Annotated in this window: 26 protein-coding genes and 2 pseudogenes; 8 read left to right on the forward strand and 20 right to left on the reverse strand. The window is 42.7% G+C overall.

Annotation, left to right across the window (positions count from 1 at the left end; all coding sequences use genetic code 11):
* The 3 genes and pseudogenes from WS42_RS10215 to WS42_RS10225 form a co-directional block, all read right to left on the reverse strand.
* Window positions 1-556, reverse strand: a pseudogene (locus tag WS42_RS10215) (hypothetical protein); the annotation flags it as partial.
* Window positions 557-631: 75 nt separating this feature from the next.
* Complete coding sequence (locus tag WS42_RS10220; RefSeq protein WP_046405753.1) at window positions 632-1,189, reverse strand: RNA polymerase sigma-70 factor; 558 nt, start codon at window positions 1,187-1,189, stop codon at window positions 632-634.
* Window positions 1,190-1,354: 165 nt separating this feature from the next.
* A complete protein-coding gene (locus WS42_RS10225) occupies window positions 1,355-1,906 on the reverse strand; it encodes a DJ-1 family glyoxalase III (RefSeq protein WP_046405754.1) in 552 nt (183 codons plus the stop codon).
* Between the two features lie 110 nt (window positions 1,907-2,016).
* On the opposite strand from WS42_RS10225, the gene ndk reads away from it, so the two are divergent.
* Window positions 2,017-2,478: a nucleoside-diphosphate kinase gene (gene ndk / locus WS42_RS10230; protein ID WP_022160046.1), complete on the forward strand. Its 462-nt coding sequence runs from the start codon at window positions 2,017-2,019 to the stop codon at window positions 2,476-2,478.
* Here the strand turns inward: ndk and WS42_RS10235 are convergent.
* The 9 genes and pseudogenes from WS42_RS10235 to WS42_RS10275 form a co-directional block, all read right to left on the reverse strand.
* Window positions 2,439-2,669: a hypothetical protein gene (locus tag WS42_RS10235; RefSeq protein WP_013610746.1), complete on the reverse strand. Its 231-nt coding sequence runs from the start codon at window positions 2,667-2,669 to the stop codon at window positions 2,439-2,441. The two genes, ndk and WS42_RS10235, sit on opposite strands and share 40 nt — an antisense overlap.
* A 134-nt stretch (window positions 2,670-2,803) precedes the next feature.
* A complete protein-coding gene (locus WS42_RS10240) occupies window positions 2,804-4,138 on the reverse strand; it encodes a PhoH family protein (protein ID WP_013610745.1) in 1,335 nt (444 codons plus the stop codon).
* A gap of 263 nt (window positions 4,139-4,401) precedes the next feature.
* A complete protein-coding gene (locus tag WS42_RS10245; protein ID WP_013610744.1) occupies window positions 4,402-5,775 on the reverse strand; it encodes a S26 family signal peptidase in 1,374 nt (457 codons plus the stop codon).
* Window positions 5,776-5,794: 19 nt separating this feature from the next.
* The gene (dapB, locus tag WS42_RS10250; RefSeq protein WP_013610743.1) at window positions 5,795-6,517 is read right to left on the reverse strand and encodes a 4-hydroxy-tetrahydrodipicolinate reductase; all 723 of its coding nucleotides are present in this window, start codon (window positions 6,515-6,517) and stop codon (window positions 5,795-5,797) included.
* 161 nt (window positions 6,518-6,678) lie between these two features.
* Window positions 6,679-7,035: a 50S ribosomal protein L20 gene (rplT, locus tag WS42_RS10255; RefSeq protein WP_013610742.1), complete on the reverse strand. Its 357-nt coding sequence runs from the start codon at window positions 7,033-7,035 to the stop codon at window positions 6,679-6,681.
* Window positions 7,036-7,124: 89 nt separating this feature from the next.
* On the reverse strand, window positions 7,125-7,319 hold the full coding sequence (gene rpmI, locus WS42_RS10260; RefSeq protein ID WP_013610741.1) for a 50S ribosomal protein L35: 195 nt from the start codon (window positions 7,317-7,319) through the stop codon (window positions 7,125-7,127).
* Between the two features lie 68 nt (window positions 7,320-7,387).
* Window positions 7,388-7,924, reverse strand: a pseudogene (gene infC, locus WS42_RS10265) (translation initiation factor IF-3); the annotation flags it as partial.
* Between the two features lie 37 nt (window positions 7,925-7,961).
* A complete protein-coding gene (gene thrS, locus WS42_RS10270; RefSeq protein WP_013610739.1) occupies window positions 7,962-9,914 on the reverse strand; it encodes a threonine--tRNA ligase in 1,953 nt (650 codons plus the stop codon).
* 129 nt (window positions 9,915-10,043) lie between these two features.
* Window positions 10,044-10,688, reverse strand: a complete 645-nt coding sequence (locus WS42_RS10275; RefSeq protein WP_013610738.1) for a redox-sensing transcriptional repressor Rex — start codon at window positions 10,686-10,688, stop codon at window positions 10,044-10,046.
* A 173-nt stretch (window positions 10,689-10,861) separates the two neighbouring features.
* On the opposite strand from WS42_RS10275, the gene WS42_RS10280 reads away from it, so the two are divergent.
* Entirely contained in the window at window positions 10,862-12,136 is a 1,275-nt protein-coding gene (locus WS42_RS10280; RefSeq protein WP_022160049.1) for a bifunctional folylpolyglutamate synthase/dihydrofolate synthase, read from the forward strand.
* A gap of 239 nt (window positions 12,137-12,375) precedes the next feature.
* On the opposite strand, the gene WS42_RS10285 is transcribed toward WS42_RS10280, so the two are convergent.
* Window positions 12,376-13,275 (reverse strand): DMT family transporter, encoded by a 900-nt coding sequence (locus WS42_RS10285; RefSeq protein WP_013610736.1) that lies wholly within the window; start codon window positions 13,273-13,275, stop codon window positions 12,376-12,378.
* A gap of 502 nt (window positions 13,276-13,777) precedes the next feature.
* On the opposite strand from WS42_RS10285, the gene WS42_RS10290 reads away from it, so the two are divergent.
* The gene (locus tag WS42_RS10290; RefSeq protein ID WP_046402799.1) at window positions 13,778-14,551 is read left to right on the forward strand and encodes a hypothetical protein; all 774 of its coding nucleotides are present in this window, start codon (window positions 13,778-13,780) and stop codon (window positions 14,549-14,551) included.
* A gap of 125 nt (window positions 14,552-14,676) precedes the next feature.
* Here WS42_RS10290 and hutU read toward each other — a convergent pair whose 3' ends face one another.
* The gene (gene hutU, locus WS42_RS10295; protein ID WP_046451078.1) at window positions 14,677-16,686 is read right to left on the reverse strand and encodes a urocanate hydratase; all 2,010 of its coding nucleotides are present in this window, start codon (window positions 16,684-16,686) and stop codon (window positions 14,677-14,679) included.
* A gap of 99 nt (window positions 16,687-16,785) precedes the next feature.
* Entirely contained in the window at window positions 16,786-17,628 is an 843-nt protein-coding gene (locus WS42_RS10300) for a phospholipase A (RefSeq protein WP_022160052.1), read from the reverse strand.
* A gap of 136 nt (window positions 17,629-17,764) precedes the next feature.
* Here WS42_RS10300 and WS42_RS10305 point away from each other — a divergent pair, with 136 nt between their 5' ends.
* Genes WS42_RS10305 through WS42_RS10315 form a run of 3 tightly spaced genes read left to right on the forward strand, consistent with a single transcriptional unit; the run spans window position 17,765 to window position 19,946 of the window.
* Window positions 17,765-18,451 (forward strand): peroxiredoxin, encoded by a 687-nt coding sequence (locus WS42_RS10305; protein ID WP_046404157.1) that lies wholly within the window; start codon window positions 17,765-17,767, stop codon window positions 18,449-18,451.
* 49 nt (window positions 18,452-18,500) lie between these two features.
* On the forward strand, window positions 18,501-18,893 hold the full coding sequence (locus WS42_RS10310) for a NifB/NifX family molybdenum-iron cluster-binding protein (protein ID WP_022160054.1): 393 nt from the start codon (window positions 18,501-18,503) through the stop codon (window positions 18,891-18,893).
* A gap of 36 nt (window positions 18,894-18,929) precedes the next feature.
* Window positions 18,930-19,946 carry a DUF2027 domain-containing protein gene (locus WS42_RS10315; protein WP_022160055.1) on the forward strand — a complete coding sequence of 339 codons (1,017 nt, stop codon included), beginning with the start codon at window positions 18,930-18,932 and terminating at the stop codon, window positions 19,944-19,946.
* A 30-nt stretch (window positions 19,947-19,976) separates the two neighbouring features.
* Here the strand turns inward: WS42_RS10315 and trxB are convergent, their stop codons facing one another.
* Window positions 19,977-20,939, reverse strand: a complete 963-nt coding sequence (gene trxB / locus WS42_RS10320) for a thioredoxin-disulfide reductase (RefSeq protein WP_022160056.1) — start codon at window positions 20,937-20,939, stop codon at window positions 19,977-19,979.
* Between the two features lie 448 nt (window positions 20,940-21,387).
* Between trxB and WS42_RS10325 the strand changes: the two genes are divergently transcribed.
* On the forward strand, window positions 21,388-21,807 hold the full coding sequence (locus tag WS42_RS10325; protein ID WP_013610728.1) for a helix-turn-helix domain-containing protein: 420 nt from the start codon (window positions 21,388-21,390) through the stop codon (window positions 21,805-21,807).
* 67 nt (window positions 21,808-21,874) lie between these two features.
* On the opposite strand, the gene WS42_RS10330 is transcribed toward WS42_RS10325, so the two are convergent.
* Both WS42_RS10330 and WS42_RS10335 read right to left on the reverse strand, forming a co-directional pair.
* On the reverse strand, window positions 21,875-22,402 hold the full coding sequence (locus tag WS42_RS10330; protein WP_013610727.1) for a hypothetical protein: 528 nt from the start codon (window positions 22,400-22,402) through the stop codon (window positions 21,875-21,877).
* Window positions 22,403-22,540: 138 nt separating this feature from the next.
* On the reverse strand, window positions 22,541-22,942 hold the full coding sequence (locus tag WS42_RS10335) for a DUF8440 family protein (RefSeq protein ID WP_046404658.1): 402 nt from the start codon (window positions 22,940-22,942) through the stop codon (window positions 22,541-22,543).
* 135 nt (window positions 22,943-23,077) lie between these two features.
* Between WS42_RS10335 and nhaD the strand changes: the two genes are divergently transcribed.
* Entirely contained in the window at window positions 23,078-24,496 is a 1,419-nt protein-coding gene (nhaD, locus tag WS42_RS10340) for a sodium:proton antiporter NhaD (protein ID WP_046404162.1), read from the forward strand.
* A 156-nt stretch (window positions 24,497-24,652) separates the two neighbouring features.
* Here the strand turns inward: nhaD and WS42_RS10345 are convergent, their stop codons facing one another.
* Window positions 24,653-25,354 carry a flavodoxin gene (locus WS42_RS10345; RefSeq protein ID WP_046404164.1) on the reverse strand — a complete coding sequence of 234 codons (702 nt, stop codon included), beginning with the start codon at window positions 25,352-25,354 and terminating at the stop codon, window positions 24,653-24,655.
* Window positions 25,355-25,375: 21 nt separating this feature from the next.
* A partial coding sequence (locus tag WS42_RS10350) for a flavodoxin (protein ID WP_046451079.1) occupies window positions 25,376-25,979 on the reverse strand: 604 nt, incomplete at its 5' end.

Raw genomic sequence — 25,979 nt, forward strand, 5'->3', positions numbered from 1 at the left:
TGTCTGCAGGAAATACCAGTGGATAAGTCAAGCGTGATGAAGCATTCAGGTAAACATGAGTACCATCCTCCAGCACGATATCGTATTTCCGATCGGTATTGGTCGACAAGGTGTTGTATTCGGTTTGTTGTGTCTTGTGGGATGCCTGTTGATACTTGATCTGCGAAGAGGCAATCATGACCTCGGCTGTTTGCTGTTGTAGGGATAATCCGTTGGCAGCCGAGTCAAGAGAGACAACCGTTCCGTCGGCTAAAGTGAGTGTTGCTTCATTTTGAATCCGGCTCATCATGCCTTCGACATAGAACAGAGCAGGTTCTTCCGGTAATATCCGGTAAAGCGACAAGGCCGTGATCATACCTATCGGAAGTATCCATAGAGCTGCATAACGTATCCATTGCCTTCTGCTGATTCTGAGATAAAAAGGAATGCGGGTCTGTTGACAGAACTGCTTCCATGCCTTCTTTTTATCGACCCGACTGTAACATCGGTACCGGGAAAGAAAAGACTCATCTTCTTCCAATTTATCAATCAATTGTTTCCTCTCAGTTTTATCCATTTGCAATTTTATTGATGTGTTGTGCTATAGAAACAATTTGGAGGGTAAAAAAGGGGACAACAATTTCTCAAAAAATTATCGATAGACGGAGAAAAGAAAGGAAAAGAGTATGCCAGAGTATTTTTTCAATCGATTTATAGCCCTGATTTTTTGAGTTTTAATAGTCTCTGTGGATATTTGTAACATTTCTGCGATTTCTTTGTTTTTTTTTCCTTCGAGTGATAACAGGAAAATTTCCCGGCAGCGGGACGGTAGTTTGTCGATAGCCTGAAACAGATGCCGGTATTCTTCTTCGCGGTCCAATTCCTCTTCATCGAGTTCCTCATCTGAGAGATTATTCTGCAGGGCTTCTTTGTAACGTTCCTCCACTCCCTGATGTTTCAGATAGTTCAGAGCCGAGTTTTTAATGAATTTATACAGGTAGGTTTTGAAGGCAGGAAAAGAGACAAATGTAACCCGCTTTTCCCACATAGATACAAAGAGTTCTTGTACAATGTCTTCAGCTACTTCATCAGAAGCCAGAAAGGTAGAAGCGTACACCACCAGAGCCGGATAATATTCATCGTACAGTATTCGGTATGCCTCGACTTGCCTGTCGTTGATTTTCTGTAAAAAGGCCGTTTCTTTATCCATTCGCTGAACGTTATTGGTCTGTTTATTACTGTTAACACACTCCGTGATGGATATTTTATTGCACGAGGCAAAGGTACAACTATTTAAGGTGTTTATATACATATTTACACCAAATGTACGTTTATAAGTGTAAATATGTATATAACAGCCTTATAAAAAATCACACTATACCAATAACATCCCGGCAGCAACTTCACCAGCTACCTGGGCCGAACGGAGCTGTTCGAGAATGGCTAATCCGAATAGGATAGCAAATCCGGGTCCCTTTCCGGTAATCATTTTTCCATCGACGACTACTCCATCTGCCACGACTTCGAAATCAGGTAGATATTTTTCAAATCCAGGATAACAGGTCACCCGGAGTTTTCTGTTTGTTTTCAAATGACTCAATACTAAAGCAGGTGCGGCACAAATTGCTGCAACCGTTCGTTCCTGATCGTAATGATGTTGCAGGATCGTCATCAATTTTTCACATTCGCTCAGGTGCTGGGCTCCCGGCATTCCCCCGGGGAAAATCAGGCATTCAGCCTCTTCCGGCCGAATTTGTTCCAATGACACATCCGCACGGATAGTAACCTGATGGGCACCGGTCACTTCATTACCTCCACCGACAGATACTGTCCGTACATCTACTCCTCCTCTACGGAGTATATCGACAACAGCAATAGCTTCTATTTCCTCGAAACCCGGAGCCAAAAAAAGATAGGATACATTCATAAGCTAATTATTTTATTATACGAATAAGTTTCTCAAATTTACAAAAAAATTACTTACCGCCAATCTCAACCTATCCCCTTCTCACACACGTATAAATAAAAAAAGTCAATATGAAAAAACGTACTTTTGCGATGATCAAACCCGATGCCGTAGCTTGTCATTACACGGGACAGATCATTACCTTAATCGAAAAAGCCGGATTTCGGATCATAGCTCAAAAAATGCTCCGCCTTACGACCTCCGACACCAACAAATTTTATGCGGTACACAGTCAGCGTCCTTTTTTCAGGAATCTGTCTCTTTTTATGACCTCCGGTCCGGTGGTCGTCATGGTACTTGAAAAAGAAAATGCCATTGCTGAATTCAGGACCCTGATCGGAAATACAGATCCACAGGCTGCTCCTACCGGCAGCATCCGAAAAATTTTCGGACAAAGTAAAACCCGGAATGCTATTCATGGCTCGGATAGCGACGAAAATGCACTCAGAGAAATTCATTTTTTCTTCAGCGAAAGGGAAATCGTACCGGAACCTTACCGTCTTCCTATCCCTGAAGCAGAAATCGACAGTTGAATAACAAGTAAAAAATAAGGCAGAGCCTTTTTCATCTCTGCCTTACTCCGCTTGCGGTCGTAGACCTTTTTCGACTTATGGACTCCTCCGATCCGAACCGGACGTCCATGTGTTTTGATCTCTTCTTCCCGGGATAGCTTTCGGTTTGCTTTCAGATAATCTTCCCGGTCGAACTGCACTTTCTTGCTCATCTTTATTTTCGTTAGTGGGGATAAAGATAGCGATTTTTACCGAATTTTTCTATACGGAAAAAGCAGTTCCAATGTCAAAATTTAAACGTCTTTTTCAGGGATAACGGTAAAGCCAAACTCCTGCGCTCTATTTCCTATAAAAGATCGCTCGCCAGATCAGCCAGTTTACTGCGTTCTCCCTTTTCCAGATGTACATGGGCAAAAATATCCTGTCCCTGCATTTTATCGAACAAATGCGACAGTCCGTTCGACTTCTTATCCAGATAAGGTGAATCGATCTGATCGATATCTCCGGTAAATACCATTTTCGTGCCTTCGCCTGCCCGGGTAATAATCGTTTTTACTTCATGGGGAGTAAGATTCTGAGCCTCATCGACAATAAAATAAACATCCGACAAACTCCGTCCCCGAATATAAGCCAAAGCAGAAATCATCAGTTTCTGTTCCTTCTGCATCTCTTCGATCAGGCGATTTTCAGCCCCATGGATATTAAACCGCCGCTTGATAAAACCCAGATTATCATATAAAGGCTGCATATACGGATCTACCTTTTCGTTGACATCACCGGGGAGAAAGCCCAGGTCTTTACTCGATAAAGCGACGATCGGACGGGCTAAATAAATAAATTCATACTGTTTATTCTGCTGTAAAGCCGAAGCCAGTGCCAATAAAGTTTTTCCGGTACCTGCCTTTCCACTGATCGCCACCAATTGTATGTTAGGATTCAATAAAGCATCTACCGCAAAAGCCTGCTCTGCATTTTTGGGATAAATACCGAACACATTCGGTTTTTCCACTTTCCGGATCACTCTTCTTACCGGATCATAACAAGCCAGAACCGAAGCATTCCCATTCTTCAAAACGTAATAATTATTGCCTTTGAGCTCTTGCTTCGGAAACACTTGTTCCACCTCTACCCCATTTGCATTTTCATAAATCCTGTTGATCACTTCTGTATCTATCCCTTCGATTTCCCGGACACTACGGTTGATTGCAAAATCCAGATCCTCCACCTGATCCGTTTTATAATCTTCGGCCTGCAATCCCAACGAACGGGCTTTCATCCTCAGATTCATATCTTTAGTCACCAGAATCACCTTTTGTCCCTTCATTTTTTCACTGATATACTCTGTTACAGCGAGTATACGGTGATCCGGAGTATCATCGCTGAAGGAATCCTTCATTTTTTGAGAAAATTTCACTCCCGGCTGAATAAATAGTCTTCCCCGTCCTTTCCCTAAAGCTGCCCCTTTATCAAAAAAATCCTTTTCGGAAATTTTATCCAACTCACGGGCAAATTCACGGGCATGAAAATTGATCAGGTCATTCCCTTTCTTGAATTTATCCAGTTCTTCCAAAACTACTATGGGGATGACGATATCATTATTGGTAAAATTATAAATAGAACGGTAATCGTGCAGAATAACGTTCGTATCCAACACAAATGTCTTTTTTTCGTTTGCAGTCATTGTTGTATGAATTTAGAAATTTATGGTAAGATACGAATAAAAATACATAAATATCCTTTCAATCTGATTTTTTACGATTCCTTTTATCAGAATTCATCTTAATTAACTTTACATTCTTTTTCCTGCCTATTTTCTTTTTGAAAAAGAACCAATTTTTCCCATTGCAACTGTGACAACAAAAAACAGTAACAATCGATAAATTCTAATTTCATATGCGCAAAAAAGTTTGATCGATTGTTACTGTTTCATTCATTTTCTTTCCGTCAATGAATAAACCGGAACATCCGCTTCCACCGGATCTTGTCGAAAAATGATTTATCTTTATCCAAGGATAACCAAATGAAATAAGCTTTTCCGACTACGTGATCTTCCGGCACGAATCCCCAGTAGCGGGAATCTGCCGAACTATGCCGGTTATCTCCCATCATCCAGTAATAATTCATCTTAAAGGTATAACTATCCGCTACCTCACCGTTGATATAAATAACAGAATCTTTTACCTGTAAATCGTTTTCTTCATAAGTACCGATGATCCTTGCATACAAAGGCAAGGTCTTCATATTCAACTCCACTTTATCTCCTTTTTTAGGCACATACAAAGGTCCGAAATTATCTACATTCCAAGGATAATTCAAGGTATCGAAAGGAAAAATATCCGGATTAGGGCTCACCTCTTTGGTTCGGTTAATTTCGACCACATTGGGGAATTTTTTCAATTTCTCCACCATTTCCAAGGTCAACGGGAAATAGTTCACTGTAGAAGGAATACCGATATCTTCCAGCGACAATCCGATATCCTGAAGTTTCATCCGATTCAAGGGGGTACCATTGGTTCTCACCTCATACCTGTACTGCAGGTTTTCAGGATTATCGGACATTTTTCCATTGACATACAACTGAGCGTCTTTCAACTCCAGAATATCCCCGGGCATTCCGACGCCCCGTTTGATATAATTCTCCCGCTTATCGACAGGGCGGGTAGTGATCTCAAATCGTTCCCACATTTTTTCTCTCACCAGCTTCTCGGCCTGTTCCCGGGATAATCCGGGATCCTGTGCCTGAAAAATCCGGGCATTCGTACGAATCTGGCTATAATAATCGGGATTTTCAGATCCTACGATCAAGGTATCTCCGGCCGGAAAATTAAATACGATAATATCGTTTCGTTTGATTTCAGTCGTCCCCGCAATCCGTTTGTAGGGCCATTGAATGGCTTCCGAATAAGCTTTTGTCTTTTGGGTAAAAGGCAGCGTATGGTGTGTGAAAGGAACGGCTAAAGGGGTATTAGGCAACTTAGGTCCGTAGGCTACTTTGCTGACAAACAGGTAATCACCCACCAACATACTCTTCTCCATAGAGGAAGTCGGAATCGTATAGGCTTCAAAAAAGAACATACGGATCAAGGTAGCTGCCACGACCGCAAAAATCAAAGCATCGATCCATTCAACCGTTTTGGTTTGTTTCTCTACGCCTTTCTTTTTCCAAAACGCCCAATGTACTTTCTTTGTGATGTAGATATCGAAAATCACCGGCACCAGGATCAACAACCACCAGCTCCCAACCCAATAAGCCCACAACAGGTAGATAATCAGGACAAGGCTGAATTTAAACCATTTATTCGTCAAAATATTTTTCATATGATAATTATTTTCCCCATTAAAATTTCAACATATCTTCCATTCCCAACACACCGTTTTTCCCTTTCAGAAATTCAGCAGCCAGCACAGCTCCCCGGGCAAAACCTTCACGTGATACAGCCGAATGCCGGATTTCTATTTCGTCGACCTCCGATTTATAAGTTACAGCATGAATCCCGGGCACTTCACCGATACGCCTGGCCGTTACAGGCAATACATCTGCCGGCATTTGTCTCCCTTCGTTCAATTGCCAGGAACGATAACCGTCGTGGTTACCTAAAATTCCTTCGGCGATTGTAATCGCTGTACCGCTAGGGGCATCCAGTTTATGTATATGATGCGTTTCTTCGATAAATACCTTATAGTCGTTAAATCCGTTCATCATCTTAGCCAGGTATTTATTGAGCTGAAAGAAAATATTCACCCCGATACTGAAATTCGAGGCATAGAAAAATCCACCTTGTTGTTCCCGGCAACAAGCCACCACCTCATCCCATCTTTCCAGCCAACCGGTTGTCCCGGAAACCACCGGAACGCCGTTATCGAAACACCATTTATAATTTTCAACGGCAACAGCAGGCATCGTAAATTCAATAGCGACGTCAGCCTGCTTCAGTTGTTCATCCGTACAAGCCGCCCGGTTATTCTCGTCTACTATCAATACAATCTCATGTCCGCGTTCTATGGCAATCCGTTCGATCATTTTTCCCATCTTACCATATCCCAACAAAGCTATACGCATATATTTGTTTCTAAAATTTATAAACCCCATGATAAAGCAAAAAGACTTTATAGGGTCAAAGTTAACATTTATTTTTCAAGTAAGTTACAGTTGTCTTATAAAATCTATAAACAGAAAAAGGCTGCTTCACAGCAGCCTTCCCTCAGGATATTCGTTTATCATTACTTCGCAAATTCTTTTGCTTTTGCAACTACAGCTTTGAAAGCTTCCGGATGATTCATAGCCAGGTCGGCCAGAACTTTACGGTTCATGTCTACATCAGCTTTATGAATCAGACCCATAAATTTAGAATAAGACAGGCCTTCCAGACGGACAGCTGCATTAATTCTCTGAATCCACAATGCTCTAAATTCTGATTTCTTTTTACGTCTGTCACGGAACGCATATGTCAAACCTTTTTCATATGTGTTTTTGGCAACCGTCCAAACATTTTTTCTGGCACCAAAGTTTCCTTTGGTTTGTTTTAAAACCTTTTTTCTACGTGCTCTTGCAGCAACGGCATTTTTAGCTCTTGGCATAATTTTCTTTTTTTCGAATGTCAGCGTTCACTCTATGGAGAAACTTACGGCATAACATTCCGGTTAATAAAATAATTTCTTAGTAATTCTTACATAACAAGCATCTTCCGTACAGCTTTCAGGTTATGTCCGTCAACTGTAGTAACATGCGTAAGATTACGTTTCTGTTTTGTTGTTTTCTTCGTCAAAATATGACTTTTGAAAGCATGTTTTCTTTTAATCTTCCCCGTAGCGGTAAGAGTAAATCTCTTCTTCGCGCTACTCACTGTCTTCATCTTTGGCATCTTCTCGTAATTTAATTGTGTTTCAGAAAAATATAACTATCCGGCTTTCACCGCTATCCTGAGCATTATTTCTTCGGAGCCAACACCACGATCATCTTCTTTCCTTCCAGTTTCGGAGCAGCTTCCACTTTTCCGTATTCTTCCAGTTCAGCGATGAAACGTGACAACAAATCGGCCCCCTGGTCTTTAAACAAAATCGAACGTCCCTTAAAGAATACATAGGCCCTCACCTTCGCACCTTCCTGCAAAAATTCCTTCGCATGTTTCAATTTAAAATTGAAATCATGATCATCGGTCTGGGGTCCGAAACGAATCTCCTTAACGACGACCTTCACGCTTTTCGCTTTGATTTCCTTCTGTTTTTTCTTCAGTTGGTACAGGAATTTACTGTAATCAATAATCCGGCACACCGGTGGCTCGGCGTTCGGAGAGATCTCCACCAAATCCATACCGGCAGCTTCTGCCATCGCCAAAGCTTCACGTAAAGGGTATACGCCCGGTTCGATATTTTCCCCGACGACTCTTACTTGAGCAGCCCGGATTGACTCATTAATTCTGTGCTGAGGTTCTTTATTAACCTGATTTCTTGAGCCTCTGAATTCCATTCTTGTTGCTATATTAAATCCTCCTTAAGTTAGTTTATCAATAACTATAAATGGTCTGTAACTGACTATTTACTTCTTCATTTATCTTCGAAATAAAGTCTTCGACAGACATCGTTCCCATATCCCCTTGTCCCTGCCGACGAACAGAAACGGTGTTGTTGTTCATCTCATTTTCTCCGACAATCAATAGATACGGAATTTTTTTCAATTCGTTATCCCGGATTTTACGTCCTATTTTTTCATTCCGGTCATCTAAAACGGTGCGAATATCGGAATTATTTAACAAATCCGAAAGTTTTTGGGCATAATCATTGAATTTTTCGCTGATCGGCATCACAACTACCTGATCCGGCGCTAACCACAAGGGGAATTTTCCTCCGGTATGCTCGATCAATACAGCCACAAAGCGCTCCATACTTCCGAAAGGTGCCCGATGGATCATCACCGGCCGGTGTTTCAGGTTATCAGCTCCGGTATATTCCAGATCAAAACGTTCCGGCAGATTATAATCGACCTGAATGGTACCCAATTGCCATTTCCGTCCAATCGCATCTTTCACCATAAAGTCGAGCTTCGGTCCGTAGAAAGCAGCTTCGCCCAATTCGACAGTCGTCTTCAGGCCTTTTTCTTCAGCCGCTTCGATGATGGCACGTTCCGCTTTTTCCCAGTTCTCATCCGTACCGATATACTTCTCTGTATTCTTCGGATCACGTAAAGATACCTGAGCAGTAAAATCTTTGAAATCCAGCGCCTTAAAGATAGTAAAAATAATATCGATTACTTTTTTAAACTCTTCTTTCAACTGATCGGGCGTACAGAATAAGTGAGCATCGTCCTGCGTAAATCCACGTACCCGGGTCAAACCATGCAACTCTCCGCTCTGCTCGTAACGATACACCGTACCGAATTCAGCAAAACGCAATGGCAGATCTTTATAAGAACGGGGCTTGAATTTATAAATCTCGCAATGGTGAGGACAGTTCATCGGTTTCAACATAAACTCTTCACCTTCCTGAGGAGTCGTAATCACCTGAAAACTATCTTTTCCGTATTTCTGGTAATGTCCGGAAGTCTTATACAGATTCACATTCCCGATATGTGGGGTAATGACTTGCTGGTAACCGTATTTCTTCTGTACTTTCCGCAAAAATCCCTCCAAACGGTCGCGCAACATAGCTCCTTTCGGCAACCACATCGGTAAACCGGCACCCACAGCTTGGGAAAAAGTAAACAATTCCATTTCTTTACCGATCTTCCGGTGATCCCGTTGCTTTGCCTCTTCCATCAATACCAGCCATTCGTCCAGCATTTTCTGTTTCGGGAAAGTGATACCGTAGATACGGGTCAACATTTTATTATGCTCGTTCCCTCTCCAGTAAGCACCGGCTAAACCGGTCAGTTTTATAGCCTTAATATAAGAAGTATCCGGTAAGTGCGGACCACGGCAAAGATCGGTAAAGGAGCCCTGACGATAATAAGTAATCTTACCGTCTTCCAAATCGTTGATTAACTCCACTTTATAAGTTTCGTTGATACTGTTGAAATGCTCCAGTGCTTCTTGCTTGCTCACATTGATACGGCAATACTCTTCTTTCTGGCGCGCCAATTCAAGCATTTTCTTCTCGATGGTTTCCAGATCTTTGTCGGTCAAAACGACCCCTTCTCCCGGATCGATATCATAGTAAAATCCGTTTTCGATAGCCGGTCCGATACCGAATTTGGTATTCGGGTATAATTGTTGCAGGGCTTCTGCCATCAAGTGGGCCGAAGAATGCCAGAAAGCATGTTTTCCTTCCTGATCATCCCAGGTAAATAATTTAATTTCAGCATCTGCTGTAATAGGACGTGTCAAATCCCAAATTTCCCCATTCACAGATATGGACAACACTTCCTTAGCCAGTTTGGAACTAATTCCCCGGGCAATATCCAAGCCGGTCACACCTGACTCAAATTCTTTTACATTTCCATCCGGAAATTTAATTTTTATCATAGTCGTTTATTTTATTACTACGCTACGTACGCAGCTTATTTTTAATAAGGTGCAAAGATAAGAAAAAAAGTAAAAGGTAAAAAGGTAAAAGTAAAAAGTTAAAGACGATAGGCTTTAGCTTTTAACCTTTTACTTTTTTTCCCCCTTATCGTTGTACAATTTATTGAACAAGATAGCGAGGTTCATATAGATGGTGGTATTTTGCACGACAATATGCGTAGGGACCTTTATGCGGGCAGGAGTAAAATTCCAGATGGCTTTAATTCCCCAGGCGACCATCAAGTCGGCTACATTCTGTGCATGTTCGGCGGGGACGGTAATAATACCGATCACCACTTTCCGTTCGGCAGCCATAGCACGGAATTGATCGATATGAAATATTTCGATATCATTGACTTTTGTACCGATCTTCGTTTTATCCGTATCGAAGGCAGCCTCTATCTGTAACCCGAAAGCAGACAATCCTTTATCTTGCAGCAAAGCGCTCCCCAACGAACCGGCTCCGACCAAAAATGCTCCGTCCACCCGGCTAAAACCCAAAAAATCTTCCAGAATCCGCACAAAACTGTCCACCTCGTATCCAACCCGTGTTTTACCCGAAATACCGGTATGGGAAAGATCCTTCGTCACCTGAGTCGAATCGATTTCCATATATTCAGCTATCCGGGTAGAAGACACGTACTTCTCTCCCTGCTTTTGTAAAGTCTTTACAAAAGAAAGATAAGAAGGCATACGTCTCAAGACAGGTATAGGTACATTTATATCAGCTTTCATAAATAATCTATTTATAACCTGCAAAATTAATTTTTTTTTCACAGCAAAGAGAATAAATCCCGGATTTTCAACAAGCAATTTCATTTGTTTAGTACTTTTGCATCTTGTTCTCAGACCTTCACCTAAAAATGAAAAGTCCGGGAATAACATTTGAAATTTTGAAAAAACAAATCATGAATTATCAGGAAACTTTAAATTGGTTGTTTGCCCAGCTCCCGATGTACCAAAGGGAAGGTCAGGCTGCGTACAAAGCAAACCTGGACAACACTTTACAATTGGATGAATATTTCAGACATCCCCATAAAAACTTCAAAACGATTCATGTGGCAGGTACGAACGGCAAAGGATCGGTATCCCACATGCTGGCTTCTATATTACAGCAAGCCGGATATAAAACCGGCCTGTATACTTCCCCTCATTTAAAAGATTTCCGGGAAAGGATTAAAATCAACGGAGAAATGATCAGTGAACAATATGTCATCGATTTTGTCCGGCATCACGCCGATTTATTCTCCCGGGTAAAACCGTCTTTCTTCGAAATGACGGTAGCTATGGCTTTCAAGTATTTCGCCGATAGCCAGGTGGATATTGCAGTGATCGAAGTCGGACTGGGTGGACGCCTCGATTCCACGAACATTATCACTCCTTTAGCCTCTGTTATTACAAATATTTCCTTCGATCATATGGCACTCCTGGGGAACACCCTCGAAAAAATTGCAAGCGAAAAAGCAGGAATCATAAAACCCGGTATTCCGGTTGTCATCGGTACGCGCGACAAAACCTACGATTTTGTTTTCGAGCAAAAAGCTCAAACCTGTGAAACTCCGATCGAATTTGCAAGTGACAACTGGACGACAACGATTAACATCGACGGAAGTTTCCAGCTGACACGGAAAAACGGTTGGCATTTCGATCATTTAACCAGTGAATTGAAAGGACTCTATCAACGAAAAAATATTCCTACGGTACTGGAGACTATACCCGTTTTACAACAAGCAGGCTTAAAGATCAGCGACCAGCAAGTCCGGCAAGGTATCGAACGGGTAGTGACGAATACCGGTTTATTCGGACGCTGGCAAACCCTTTCCAACCAGCCATTGACCATTTGCGACACGGGTCACAATATCGATGGCCTGACAGAGATCACCCAACAATTAAAACAGTGCCGGTATCGAAAGCTTCATTTTGTCATCGGTATGGTTAGTGACAAAGACATCGACAGCGTATTACATATCCTTCCTCAGGATGCGGTGTATTATTTCTGCAAAGCTTCCATTCCCCGGGCTATGCCGGAGCAACAGCTTGCTCAAAAAGCAAGACAAGCAGGCCTGCAAGGCGAATATTATCCCACTGTCGCAGCAGCTTACGAAGCAGCCCGGCAAGCTGCCTCCTCCGAAGATATGATTTACATCGGTGGCAGTACATTTGTCGTTGCCGAAGTTATCTAACCTCTTCGATAAAGAGCCGATCTTCAAAGTACTTCGGAGCGACTTCTCCGGGCTTGTAAAACCGCTGATGTCGCTCCAAAAATTTTTTGAACAGACCGGCAGCTTTTCAATCCGGATTAGCCGTTTTTTCTGTATGCTGACCGGAGCCTTCGGGTTAGATTCCAAAATCAGTATCAGGAGTTACCGCCCGTCTACCTTAATATTTCTCCTTCCTTAGAAAAGACTGACTTTCCCGCCCATCAACGAGTTCCTAAATAAATCAGATACATACCGGCTAAAACCAAAAGCAGGTCTATAAACTTAGCTTTCAAATTCCTCTCTTTAAACCAGATCGCTCCGGCAATAAATGAAACCACCACCCCACTCCTGCGCACTAAAGAAATAATAGAAATCATCGAGTCTTCGTAGCTTAAAGCATAGAAATAAACAAAATCAGCCAGCACCAACAAAATAGAAATAAAAGGAATAGTATTACGCCATTGAAAAGGAGTAGATTTTTTTCTTCCGGGATACCAAAGTGTAAATAAAATAACCCCCATTATAGCCAATTGGTAAAAATTATACCATACCTGCACATTCATCCGGTCGAGACAAGTCATCAGATATTTATCGTATAACCCACTCACAGAACCGGTTACGACTGCAAGAATCATAAAATAAATCCACTTATTATGCGCAAACCGGATTCCCTCTTTCTTACCTGAACGGGAAAGCAAAAACAAGGAAATTACTGCAGTTAAAACTCCGGCCCATTGCCAAATGTTCAACCGTTCTCCAAAAACAAGTAAAGCTCCCAGTAAAGTCAGAATAGGCTGGGTAGCCTTGATCGGTGAAGCAATCGTAATAGGCAAATGTTTCAAAGAAAAATAAGCGAAAATCCAGGAAGCCAAAACGATCACAGCTTTCAAAAATAACAAAAAATGCCCTTCACTTCCGATAGCCGGTAAGAATAACAACGTATTCCGCATCATGTCAGGAGCCAAGGCAGATAAAAGGACCACCGGTAAAAAAAGAAGACAACAGAAAAAAATATTCAAAAAGAGAACCGGTATAACTGCATTCCTCTCTAAAGAAATTTTTTTCACCACATCGTACAATCCCAACAAAGTAGCAGAAACAAAAGCCAGTAACAACCACATAGTATCGAATATAAACTTGTCGACTATTCAATTTTACAAAGTCGGATATGCTTCCCTCCGACAGTCCATTCTCCGGAAAAAAAGAAAGCGATTTACCGCCTGCCCGAATCGACGCACAATCATTTCCGCCCTGCCCATGCGATACCGAAACCCTACTCCAGCGTCATTTATATATAAACAGGATGTTTACCAGAAATCCGGCGCGAAAATAAAGTAAAATCCCCTTAAATACAAATCTTCGAATCGGATGTATTCTCCGAATCAGAGAAGCGATATAGTAATCAATAGCATTCCGACGGTTATAAAATAATAGTTTTTAATGAATAATACAGAGGGATATCGCCTGGTTAACCATATTATTTGATGAAGTTTTCAAATTTTTTTTTTATTTTATTGATATAGACTATCTTTGTACCCTGTATTCTGGTAAAATAGTCCGGAATCTTTGAAGAATTAGGGTAGTTTGACTAAAAAAGTCTGTAAAACTCAATCTTAGATAATTGTGTCCAAAAAGAAAATTAAAAAAGTTGTGGATGTCGGATTCATCCCTGGTATTTATAATTATTGCGATCGTTGGTGTGAAAAATGCGAACAACAGTTGCGGTGTATGAGCTTTGTAATGGGAAAAAAGATCGAGGAGAAAGGCGGTTTCAATTTTGAACGGGAAGGCCATCGGGAAGATGAAAGTATTTGGGCACGCCTGAAAGAAGTCTTCGAATCTACTTATGAAGTATTACATGAATTGGCTGAAGAACGCGGATTAGATGTCGAGGACATTTATGCTTCGGAAAATATCGACCGGGAGTTTTGGGGTGAGGATTACGAAGGGACTCCAAGAGAGCAAGTTTACCAAAAACTCGAATCTTCGGATCTCCTCCGAATTTGTAGTATTTACGAATATTGGGCCGATAAATGTCTGGAGCAGCTTTACGAAATAATAAATGATAAAGAAAAAAACGAACTTCTGGAAGAGGCTTTAGAAGTCGTCGGCTGGTATCCGGATTTGATTCAAGCCAAAATCCGAAGGGCATTATACGGTTATCACTACCATACGGCCAATAAGTCAAAAACGACAGAAGACTATAATGGATCGGCCAAAGTGGCTCTTATCGGGGTGGAACGTTCGATTGAAAACTGGAAAATAATACAACCTTTGTGTCCGGCTTATCAAAAAGAAATATCCCATCTATTGGTAGTATTGGAACAATTACGCAGCGATGCCGACGAGTATTTTCCTAAAGCCAGGACATTCGTACGCCCCGGGTTCGACAATTGATAGCCGGTCCGAAAGGCCTTCAAAGAAAATCAAGAATAAAAAATGAACGGTGCCAACAGTTAAAAACTGTATATGCACCGTCCAACTATAAAAGAATTCTTTACTTATCGGACTATTCTATCGGATCAGAATAAACTTTCCACCAACTGATCGTCTGCATAATTCGGTAAAGTCACTTTCAGATTCGGATTCGCCTCCATAGCCCGTTTGATCGCAAATACGGCACCTTCGTTCCGAGCCCAGCTCCGGCGGGAAATACCGTTATTCACATCCCAGAACAGCATATTTTTCAAGCGTCTGTCAGCATCGGCAGAGCCATCCAGCAACATACCGAAACCTCCGTTGATCACTTCTCCCCAGCCGACACCACCACCATTATGCAAAGACACCCAGGTAGCCCCTCTGAAAGAATCACCGATCACATTCTGTACGGCCATATCCGCCGTAAACTTCGATCCGTCGTAAATATTCGAAGTCTCCCGGTAAGGTGAATCTGTTCCGGACACATCGTGGTGATCACGTCCCAGCACAACAGGAGCAGAGATCTCTCCCCATTCGATCGCCTTGTTAAAAGCTTCTGCAATCTTTATTCTTCCTTCAGCATCTGCGTAAAGGATGCGAGCCTGTGAACCTACCACCAAATGGTTTTCGGCAGCAGCTTTGATCCAGCGTATATTGTCATGCATCTGTTGCTGAATTTCTTTCGGAGACTGAGCAGCCAGCTCTTCCAGTACTTTAGCAGCCAACTCATCGGTCTTCGCCAAATCCTTCGGATCACCGCTGGTACATACCCAACGGAAAGGACCGAAACCGTAATCGAAACACATCGGTCCCATAATATCCTGAACATAAGAAGGATACTTGAAGTAGCCGTTCGGCTTCAGGATATCGGCACCGGCACGGGAAGACTCTAATAAAAATGCATTCCCGTAATCGAAGAAATAAGTTCCGAACCGTTCGACACATTTATTGATAGCAGCCACATGGCGACGTAAGGACTCCTGTACTTTCTCTTTAAATAATTCCGGTTGTTCGGCCATCATTTGTTTGCTCTCTTCGAAAGAAAGACCGACAGGATAATATCCTCCTGCCCAGGGATTATGCAAAGAAGTCTGGTCGGATCCCAGCTCAACCACGATATCTTCCTCAGCCAACCGCTCCCACAAATCGACGACATTCCCTTGGTAAGCAATGGAAACGACCTGTTTGTCAGCTTTCGCCTGCCGCACCCGTTTCATCAGCACATCCAGATCATCGATCACCTCATCTACCCATCCCTGTGAATAACGGGTATGGGTAGCTTTCGGATTGATTTCGGCAGTGATACTTACACAACCGGCAATATTGCCTGCTTTAGGCTGAGCTCCCGACATACCTCCCAAACCTGCGGTAACGAACAACTTCCCCGCCAGACCTTCACCATGTTTGGAGATCTTACGACCGGCATTTAAAACCGTGATGGTAGTACCATGAACGATTCCTTGCGGCCCGATATACATATACGATCCGGCAGTCATTTGTCCGTATTGGGATACACCAAGAGCATTAAACCTTTCCCAATCGTCCTGTTTCGAATAATTCGGAATGACCATACCATTGGTGACCACAACCCGGGGAGCATCTTTATGCGAAGGAAACAATCCCAGCGGATGACCGGAATACATCACCAGAGTTTGTTCGTCGGTCATTTCTGACAAATATTTCATAGCCAGACGATATTGTGCCCAGTTTTGGAATACCGCACCGTTTCCTCCGTAAGTAATCAACTCATGGGGATGTTGTGCAACAGCCTTATCCAGATTATTGTTGATCATCAGCATAATAGCAGCTGCTTGCAAACATTTATGAGGATAATCGTATATATTATGAGCGTACATTTCATAATCCGGCCGGAACCGATACATATAAATCCGGCCATATTTTTCTAATTCTTCTGCAAATTCACGGGCCAAAACAGCATGATGCCGCGGTTCGAAATAGCGTAAGGCGTTCCGGATAGCGAGTTTTTTTTCCTCTTTCGTCAGGATATCCTTCCGTTTCGGTGCATGGTTTACCTCCGGATCATAAGGTTTCGGTGCAGGCAATTCCGCGGGAATACCTTCCCGGATAGATTGTTGGAATTCTTGTAATGTCATCTCATTATATATTTAATATTTATTACTTTTCGACCCGCTAATTTAATAATTTCAAACGATTACGCCCAAAAATATCACAATTAATCACACACCTTTCCTTTAAAATATAGTCACCGAGCGGGGTTTGATCACAAATCCAAACCGTAGGTAACGCCTGAACTGATTGTAGGCGATCATACTTTCGCCATATCCATTACAAAATTGCATAAATAAATATTGGTTATCTTCTCTGAACAATCGATAGGCAATCTCCAAACGCCAATTCGCATTCCAATTCCACCCACCCCGTTTTATCATTAAGGCCGAACAAGACAAACGTCCGTTATCACTGGCGTAAGTCGCTGCCAAATGTCCGATTCCGGCATATCTGGTCAGATGTCTGTTTTCTTTAGCTACTTGCATAGCTATCCAAACCTTGGCCTGAAAAGTATAATTTTTATTCATCAGATAAATACCGGTAAAAGTCAGCCGGTTCCAACTCCTCGACCAAATACTGTCGCGCCCGTTCGATTCATGCTCAAATTGCACCATCCCGATACCTTTAATCCTTCCCTCCCCGATAAAATTACGTCCGAACCCTAAAGAAGGGTTATAATTATTGTCCGCAAAAGGGGCCGATTTCCGGTAAATATCCCAAAAAGACTTCTGGCTGTACGTCAGGAATAAATAAATCCGATAAGGTAATAACTTGCGGTAAAGCCGGTGGCGTAAGCTAATCTGAAATTTAGCATCCGAATTGTATTTCGAAATTTTTCCACCGGTGAAACTCGTTCCGGTCACCACATAATTATCTTTATATATAGTGAAAGCCGGTATATTTCCTAAAGCCTGCATCAGACTATCTTCCGATTGTCCCGAAAAGTCCGGCTCTTCATTTTGTGACCGGGCATCCAATCCCCAAATACCTAACACCAAACTCAAAACAACAATTTTAAAAGTCATGCTTCTTCTCATTAAAAACCATTTCGTTATCAACATTTTACGCCAACCACAAAAGAAAGGTTATCCGACTATTTCCAACCTTTCGGCAGAAAAAAACGTATTTCAGGCATTACAAACAACTTAAAACAGTATCATCATGGATTTTACAGACGAAACTATTCCGATGCCCCGGATCGGCGATCAGGCTCCGGTATTCGATGCAGTCACTACTCAAGGAAAAATTCATTTTCCTCTGGACTTTAGCGGCAAATGGATTATTCTTTTCAGTCATCCTTCCGATTTCACTCCGGTATGTACCTCCGAATTCGTCACTTTCGGAGCTATGACGGAAGAATTCAAAGCGCTGAATTGTCAATTGATAGGACTTTCTGTCGACGGTTTATACAGTCATATTGCCTGGTTGCGGACCATCCGTGAGAAGATCGAGTACAAAGGAAAGAAAAATGTTGAGGTTCAATTTCCGTTAATTGCCGATGTAACCATGGAAGTAGCCCATTTATACGGCATGATCCAACCCCGGGAAAGCTCGACCAACGCTGTCCGTGCCGTATTTTACATCGATCCGCAAGGAATCATCCGGGCCATTATCTATTATCCGCTGGCTCTGGGACGAAATTTCGACGAACTGAAACGGGTACTTATCGGCTTGCAAACCATCGACAAATATGGAGTAGCCCTACCGGCCGACTGGCGTCCTGGAGACGAAGTGATCGCTCCTACCCCGGGCTCGTTCAATGCGGCAAACGAACGAATGGACAAACCTGCCAGCGGTACCCGATGCTACGATTGGTTCTTCTGTCTGAAAAAACTCCCCGCAAAATAAGGGAAAGGTGAGGATTAATAGCTACCTTTGTCCATATAAATCGAATCTTATGAAAGTAGCTATTCCGACAAGAAATAATGTCGTCGACGATCATTTCGGACATTGTGAGTATTATACGATTTTCACAATCAGTGAAGACAAACTGATTGTCTGTACAGAAATTCAGGCTTCTCCGGAAGGATGTGGATGTAAATCCAATATAGCCTCGGTATTAGAAGAAAAAGGTGTTGAATTGATGCTCGCGGGCAATATGGGCGAAGGGGCCAAACATACGCTCGAAGACCACCATATCCGGGTGATACGGGGATGTTCGGGCAGTGTCGAAGCAGTAGTCAATGCCTGGCTACAAGGCGCACTCACCGATTCCGGAGAAGCCTGTCAACACCACGATTGTCCGGACCATCACGATTCTGCGCCACTGACTTTCAAAGTGTTGAAATAATGCCGCTATTTCCCATTTTAATTTTATAATACAGCTATGAATATAAGAATAGGTGATATCGTACGGTTCATTTCAGAAAAAATGGAAGGTAAAGTAACCGGCATCATAGACAATACAACCGTCAATATCTTTGTCGACGACTATGGGTTCGAGATACCGGCTTCGACAAGTGACCTGGTCGTCATCCACTCTGATGTCAATCCTTCTAAACCGGATAGTAGTTCCGCAGCCCAGGCACATCCTCAGGTACAAAAAGGGGTAACGATGGAATCGGCCGATACGTTGTATTTCGCTATTGTCCCCGATAATTTCAACAATTTGCTGGATTCCCGCTATGAACTATTTTTGGTTAACGATACACAGCAAACTTGTCTCTATTCGATCGCTTTTCGCCATGGGGAAAAATATAGCGGTATCAGTGCCGGTAATTGTAATCCGGACAGCACTTGTCCGATAGGAACATACTCGTTAAAAGATATCGATGCCGGTATAAAAGCCGTTCATATCCAGGCAATCTTTTTCAAGAAAGGTTCCACGACGCCCAGAACTCCGATCGAAGCAGAAGTAAAAATCAATACTGTCAATCTTTGTAAATCCGGTATTTATAAACATACCCGCTGGTTTGATTCGATTTGCATCATCCATGCTTTGGATAAAGAACATCTGCCTGCCACCGAAGAAATCGATGAGAAACAACTCACTCAGGCCATACGCGAGAAAAAGGACACAACACCGGCCCCGACTCCCCGGCCACAAAAACAGATTGTCGGTAACATCGTCGAGATAGATTTACATTGTCATGAATTACTCGAAACAACGGCCGGAATGAATAATAAAGATATCCTGGAATATCAATTGGAAGTTTTCCGGAAAACCATGGAAGAATACAAACTACGGAAAGGCCAAAAAATAGTCTTTATTCATGGAAAAGGAGACGGTATCTTACGGCAACGCATTTTATGGGAACTCCAGACAAAATACAAACGCCACCATCATCAGGATGCTTCTTTCAAACAATATGGATACGGAGCGACAATGGTTACGATAAAATAAAACAGCCGTCTCACGACGGCTGTTTTATTTTTATTTACTTTCCAACTCACCGATATACCGTTCGGCATCGATAGCAGCACGGCAACCAGAACCTGCAGCGGCAATCCCCTGACGATAAACCGGATCCATGATATCTCCGGCAGCGAACACACCCGGCACATTGGTACGGGTCGAAGCCCCTTCGGTAATAATATAACCTTGTTCGTCTACCTTTACATACTTACTGAATACTTCGGAATTCGGATGATGACCGATAGCCAGGAAGAATCCGTCGATCTTAATGTCTTTTTCACATTCTTCCGGTTCGCCTTTCCGATACAACAGACGTGCACCTTCGAGTCCCATATCCGAACCGTAAAGTTCAAGCGTATTGTGTTCGAAAAGCACTTCGATGTTTTCAGTATTGAATACCCGTTGCTGCATAGCTTTAGAAGCTCTCAGATAGTTTTTGCGGACAATCAGATATACTTTCCGGCACAGACCTGCCAGATAAGTTGCCTCCTCGCAAGCAGTATCACCACCACCGACGACAGCCACATCTTTACCCCGGTAAAAGAATCCGTCGCAAGTAGCACAGGCACTCACTCCCAGACCTCTGAATTTCTCTTCGGTAGGAAGCCCCAGGTATTTAGCCGAAGCACCCGTAGCGATGATCACTGCATCAGCTTCGATTTGCTTGCAATCGTCGATCGTCAGTTTATGAGGATGCCCGGAAAAATCGACGGCAGTAACGATACCGAAACGGATATCCGTCCCGAAACGTTCTGCCTGCTTACGCATATCTTCCATCATAACAGGACCTGTCACTCCTTCCGGATAACCGGGAAAATTCTCGACTTCGGTAGTTGTCGTCAACTGTCCACCCATCTGTAAGCCTGTATATAATACCGGTTTCAAATTTGCACGGGCAGCATAAATAGCCGCAGTATAGCCGGCAGGGCCTGAACCGATGATCACACATTTTATTCTTTCAATTGTATTTTCTTCTGCCATAATCTTTATGATTTACATTATTATTTAGATTCAAACTAAGCGTTACAAAACTATTAATTTAAAATATGGATTACAATATTTTCCTGTCTGGCAAGCGGTTAAAAAAAAGTTAAACACTATTTTACATTATAAAGCAGAACAATATTCCAATATTGTAACACACCCTATTTCAGTAACTCTCCTCTTTTAGCCTCCAAACAGATAGCAAAACCCTATAATCGGACCTATTTTCCAACGCCCCCGCTCTTTCTGCTTCCAGCAAACACTCCCACAATTTATTGAAAACTAAACAATAAACTACTTTTACCAAACAATTATCAAAACAGATAAAAATCCGGTAATATTTTCTTATATTTGTGTATATTCAATTTTGCAAAAATAGTACAATTCTGCAATAAAAACAAGCAAATCTTGAATTATTTTCAATATATATCAAAAAAAGATTCGTATGGAAAAACTTTCGCCGGAACAACAAGAAAGGTTGCAGGAATATTTAGAAACCAGAAAGATTTCTAAATACCGGATCGCACACGATCTGAACCTCTCCGCCTCGACTATATCCAATTATCTGACAGGCAAGACGAAACCCGATGGAATCAAGTGGGAATTATTTCGTAACTATTTGGGAATTTCCGAAGAATGGATACGGACAGGACAAAATATGGTCAGCACACCCCATGATGAAACTTCCCCTAAAAAGACTCCGGCCCCAAACAGTGTGGAAGCAGCTGTAGAGGAAATCCGGCTGATGTTCCAAACCAGAGACGACCAGTATATGAACCTTCACAAAGATTTGGAAAAACTATTCAGAATGCAGCAAGAATTACTGACTACCCTTTCCGCACTACTCCCCAAACTGAAAAAATAATACAAAGACATAGATAAACTTCACCCCTCTGGCGAGTAAGAAATTCTCTTCAGAGGGGTGTCTATCATTAAGATACTTTCAGATAGGAAGCCAGCAGCCGCGCTTCTTCGCCATAATAACACATAACAGGAGTCACCGCCTCATAGGAATAAGGGATATACTCTGAAATCTGTACTGCGGCAAATTTTTGATCGTCAGCAATCATTGCCTCCACTTTCACACCGGTATCTTTTTCCCGTTTCATTTTTTTCAGATCTTCAAACCGCTTCATTTCCATACAATCCTGTAGATTGTCACTTTCATGCACATCGAAATACATGGTCATCGTTTTCAGTTTACTTTTGGTCGGTTTGAACATATAGCAACTACGATCGACCAACAATTTAATGACTCCACTTAGAAACAACAAAGCCGAAGCGGTAAACAGAAATGTCGGCATAGAAGAATTCGGATCTTCAAAACTCATACCACCGATGGCACATGCCACCGAAATAATTAACACAATAGTCGCTACACCGGAAATCCGGGTTTGTTTTACTACTTCTTTATTAGTAACATTTTCTATATCTTCCTGAAGTTTTTTGAACTTTCCCATAATTTTCTCATTTTTAAATTGTTTTATTCATCGGTCCGTTTCCTGTCGATCCACGCACACAACAATACCGATCCTCCGGTCAATCAAACGAACCAACGATTAAATGATCAGTGAACCGACAGTATATAAACAAAGCAATTAAATAATGATTTTACGCAGGGAAAAGATATAATAGCCGGCATATTTTTGCCTGGCCGCATATTCCTGCGAGAAAAAGAAAGTTGTTTTTAAATGATTTTTCAGCAACATTTCCCGCTCTTCAAGCTGATACTCCATAAATTTGTCGAAAGTAAAACCACCCGGCCGATACCGTCTGGCAATATTAGAAGTAAAGCTAAGGGTAGGCTGTACCGAAAGGTTCGTAAAATGATTCGCTTCCATCAAGGCACTGATCACCTCGTCTAACTTTTGAACCACCTTGTCATCAGAGCCAGTCATCTTTTCTGCAACCAAATTCTCCGGGCCAAAATAATTCACCGTTGTGTTCCAACTCCACACAACTGTAAACAAAAACAATAGACATATAACAAACCGTTTCATCAACCCGAATTTTGTGCAAATATACGCATTTCTTCAACAGGATGATTGCCCTGAGACAAAAATTACAAAAAAAAATGGATAAACACTTCCGGAACAATAAACGTACAAGCAAGGGTAAACGCTAAAATTTTCAACATGTTAACAGCAATGATCGTGATGTTCGTCATCGGATATATTTTCATCGCGCTCGAACATCAGACCGGTATTAATAAAACGGCAATAGCTCTTCTGTTGGGGATCCTCTTATGGGTCATGTATATCTTTTCCGGTCCGCAAATCATCGTAGGGGCGGATCCGGCCGCTTTTCAAAATTTCATACACCAGCATCCGGCCTATGAGCATCTCTCCCCGCTTGCCCAGGTACGTGAATATATTCTTAATTGGGAAATTATCGATCATTTAGGCAATATCTCCGAAATCCTATTCTATCTGATCGGCGCTTTAACTATTGTAGAGACGATCGATGTTCACCAAGGTTTCGACGGAATCACCCGGTCTGTAAAAACAAAAAACAAAAAGAAGCTGTTATGGCTCGTAGCTTTTATCACCTTTTTTATGTCGTCCGTACTGGATAACATGACCTCGGCTATCGTCATGATGATGCTGATTCAAAAGCTATTGTCGGAACAACGCGAACGCTGGATTTTCGGCAGTATCATCATTATTGCAGCCAATGCCGGGGGAGCCTGGACCCCGATCGGGGATGTCACCACAATCATGCTCTGGATCAACGATAACATTACTTCAGGTAACATCATGAAAGGCCTGTTTCTCCCCAGTGTTATCTCGCTGGCAATTCCGGTATGGCTGGTCTCTTATTCATTGAAAAGCAACAGCATAACCACCCCCTCCCCAACTTCCGGCGTTTCTTCCCTTTACCTCGGTAAACAGGAGCAAACAAGTATCCTGATCATCGGTATCCTTTGTCTGTTAGCGGTTCCCATCTTTAAATCACTGACCGATCTGCCTCCTTTTGCCGGCATACTCTTTACCTTAGGTTTTCTGTGGTTTTACACCGATTGCCTGTATAACCGGAAGAAAACAGATTCGACCGGTCTGAAATACCGGATTCCCGATATCCTGACCAAAGTAGATTTCTCTACTATTTTATTTTTCTTCGGTATCCTGATGGCGGTCGCAGCCCTGGAAGCTATAGGCCTATTACACCACTTGTCCGATTTACTGAATTCGGGTATTCATAATGTCTATATCATTACAGGTATTATCGGATTTCTTTCTTCTGTCATCGACAATGTACCTTTAGTAGCGGCTGCCATGGGCATGTATCCGCTCACAGTGCCGGCCACAGCGGGAGGTATTCCCGAAACTGCCTATTTGTTGAATTTTGTCAGTGACGGGAATTTCTGGAAACTTTTAGCTTATTGTGCCGGAACAGGTGGAAGTATTCTGATCATCGGCTCTGCCGCCGGAGTAGTAGTGATGGGACTCGAGAAAATCAGTTTCACCTGGTATATGCGGCATATCAGCTGGATCGCCATAACCGGATTTCTGGCCGGAATAGGTATCTATTATTTGCAAAACCTGATTCTTTAGTTCCGACACGACAGAAATAAGTTATAGCCGATAAACAACCATTTACTCATGATTAGGTATGAAGTGTCCCCCCAAAGTTTTATGTCCAACTTTTTGGGGGACACTTCAAAGATAGCTGATGTCTCCAAGAACAACCTTACTGTATCATATCCTTTCCTATTTTTTTCCCCCGATCTTCTCCAGCCAGTTCAATATGCCGTCTTTGGAGCCTGCCACACGATCGCGGGCAATAGCATATCCATCGAGGACAGTAGCACCTTTCTCCATTTCCCGGATGGTCTTGATGGCATCCGAGAAACGGCTGCCGCCATGCGTGCAAAACGGAACAATAGTTTTGCCGCTGAAGTCGTACTCATCGAAGAACGAATAGAGCGGCATCGGCATGTCATACCACCAGTTAGGGAATCCGACGAACACCACATCGTAATCTTGCAGATTTTCGATATGTGTAGCCAGCTTCGGACGGGCTTTATTGTCGGTTTCCACTTTCGCGGCATCGATCAGAGCCTTATGTGATCCGGGATAAGTATGGACGGTCTTTATCTCGAAGAGATCGCTTCCTGTGGCCTCGCTGATAATGGCTGCGACATATTGGGTGTTTCCCATTACCTCGCCGTCGGAAAGGACACAGCTCGCTCCCGACGAAGCGTCCACACCATCGGTTTCAGGGACGGAAAAGTAAACGACCAAAGATTTTCCATTGACTGCATTTGCAGCCGATTCTATCCGTCGCTCTGATACAATTTCCGTAGCCGTTATCTCTTCCGAGGTGTTTTCACGTCCGGCCGCCCAACCATAAGCAGTCACTGCACAGGCTATAATTGACAGTATTCCTGCTGTTATCATTCCTTTTTCCATATTTATTCATTTTATGATTGTTTATTCTATCATTCCGATTCTACGCAACCAAGCCTCTGTGCCACCGGCATTGCCCGGCATGTCGATTCCGGCATCGTCCGGACGGCCCGGTGTAGTGATGTCGTCCGGGTCGAGATCTTCGGGCAGAGTTTCCGGAATGTGCTTCGAATCAGGTGTTACTTTGTAAATTTTCTGCATCGACTCATTCAGATAAGTCGTTGCGCCGTAGGTGAAGAACGGAATAATCACCTTGTCTTTCAAGTCGTACGCTTCAAGAAACGTACAGACAACCATAGCGGGCTGGTGCCACCAACAAGGCGAGCCGATGAAAATCGTATCGTACTGTGCTATCCTTTCTGCATCAAGCAGATTAGCCACCCCCGGGCGCAGGTCGTTATAAGCCTCATTCCGGATACGGTCGCTGTCATCGTAAGGATTCGCGGCATACGGCTCAGCCGCTTCGATGCAGTATATATCCGCACCGGTAAGTTCCACAATACACTCGGCCACAGCTTGTGTATGTCTCTGTGCGGAAAAGTAAGCCACAAGTATTTTGCCGCCTTCGGATGGAGTTTCCGCATTTCCGGACCCGTCTGGACCGTCCGGATTGTCAAACTCATCTCCC

The sequence above is a fragment of the Odoribacter sp. N54.MGS-14 genome (assembly GCF_000980295.1).
In the GTDB taxonomy this organism is placed as follows: Bacteria; Bacteroidota; Bacteroidia; order Bacteroidales; family Marinifilaceae; genus Odoribacter; species Odoribacter splanchnicus.

What these genes read in the sequence shown, in the direction of transcription:
- rpmI (WP_013610741.1), bottom strand. Translation starts at nt 7,319, where the DNA reads ATGCCAAAGATGAAGACAGTGAGTAGCGCGAAGAAGAGATTTACTCTT.
- WS42_RS10225 (WP_046405754.1), bottom strand. Translation starts at nt 1,906, where the DNA reads ATGAATGTATCCTATCTTTTTTTGGCTCCGGGTTTCGAGGAAATAGAA.
- WS42_RS10325 (WP_013610728.1), top strand. Translation starts at nt 21,388, where the DNA reads ATGGAAAAACTTTCGCCGGAACAACAAGAAAGGTTGCAGGAATATTTA.
- thrS (WP_013610739.1), bottom strand. Translation starts at nt 9,914, where the DNA reads ATGATAAAAATTAAATTTCCGGATGGAAATGTAAAAGAATTTGAGTCA.
- WS42_RS10335 (WP_046404658.1), bottom strand. Translation starts at nt 22,942, where the DNA reads ATGAAACGGTTTGTTATATGTCTATTGTTTTTGTTTACAGTTGTGTGG.
- WS42_RS10240 (WP_013610745.1), bottom strand. Translation starts at nt 4,138, where the DNA reads ATGACTGCAAACGAAAAAAAGACATTTGTGTTGGATACGAACGTTATT.
- WS42_RS10300 (WP_022160052.1), bottom strand. Translation starts at nt 17,628, where the DNA reads ATGACTTTTAAAATTGTTGTTTTGAGTTTGGTGTTAGGTATTTGGGGA.
- trxB (WP_022160056.1), bottom strand. Translation starts at nt 20,939, where the DNA reads ATGGCAGAAGAAAATACAATTGAAAGAATAAAATGTGTGATCATCGGT.
- WS42_RS10275 (WP_013610738.1), bottom strand. Translation starts at nt 10,688, where the DNA reads ATGAAAGCTGATATAAATGTACCTATACCTGTCTTGAGACGTATGCCT.
- WS42_RS10285 (WP_013610736.1), bottom strand. Translation starts at nt 13,275, where the DNA reads ATGTGGTTGTTACTGGCTTTTGTTTCTGCTACTTTGTTGGGATTGTAC.
- hutU (WP_046451078.1), bottom strand. Translation starts at nt 16,686, where the DNA reads ATGACATTACAAGAATTCCAACAATCTATCCGGGAAGGTATTCCCGCG.
- WS42_RS10305 (WP_046404157.1), top strand. Translation starts at nt 17,765, where the DNA reads ATGGATTTTACAGACGAAACTATTCCGATGCCCCGGATCGGCGATCAG.
- dapB (WP_013610743.1), bottom strand. Translation starts at nt 6,517, where the DNA reads ATGCGTATAGCTTTGTTGGGATATGGTAAGATGGGAAAAATGATCGAA.
- WS42_RS10315 (WP_022160055.1), top strand. Translation starts at nt 18,930, where the DNA reads ATGAATATAAGAATAGGTGATATCGTACGGTTCATTTCAGAAAAAATG.
- rplT (WP_013610742.1), bottom strand. Translation starts at nt 7,035, where the DNA reads ATGCCAAGAGCTAAAAATGCCGTTGCTGCAAGAGCACGTAGAAAAAAG.
- ndk (WP_022160046.1), top strand. Translation starts at nt 2,017, where the DNA reads ATGAAAAAACGTACTTTTGCGATGATCAAACCCGATGCCGTAGCTTGT.
- nhaD (WP_046404162.1), top strand. Translation starts at nt 23,078, where the DNA reads ATGTTAACAGCAATGATCGTGATGTTCGTCATCGGATATATTTTCATC.
- WS42_RS10310 (WP_022160054.1), top strand. Translation starts at nt 18,501, where the DNA reads ATGAAAGTAGCTATTCCGACAAGAAATAATGTCGTCGACGATCATTTC.
- WS42_RS10345 (WP_046404164.1), bottom strand. Translation starts at nt 25,354, where the DNA reads ATGGAAAAAGGAATGATAACAGCAGGAATACTGTCAATTATAGCCTGT.
- WS42_RS10280 (WP_022160049.1), top strand. Translation starts at nt 10,862, where the DNA reads ATGAATTATCAGGAAACTTTAAATTGGTTGTTTGCCCAGCTCCCGATG.
- WS42_RS10245 (WP_013610744.1), bottom strand. Translation starts at nt 5,775, where the DNA reads ATGAAAAATATTTTGACGAATAAATGGTTTAAATTCAGCCTTGTCCTG.
- WS42_RS10220 (WP_046405753.1), bottom strand. Translation starts at nt 1,189, where the DNA reads ATGGATAAAGAAACGGCCTTTTTACAGAAAATCAACGACAGGCAAGTC.
- WS42_RS10235 (WP_013610746.1), bottom strand. Translation starts at nt 2,669, where the DNA reads ATGAGCAAGAAAGTGCAGTTCGACCGGGAAGATTATCTGAAAGCAAAC.
- WS42_RS10330 (WP_013610727.1), bottom strand. Translation starts at nt 22,402, where the DNA reads ATGGGAAAGTTCAAAAAACTTCAGGAAGATATAGAAAATGTTACTAAT.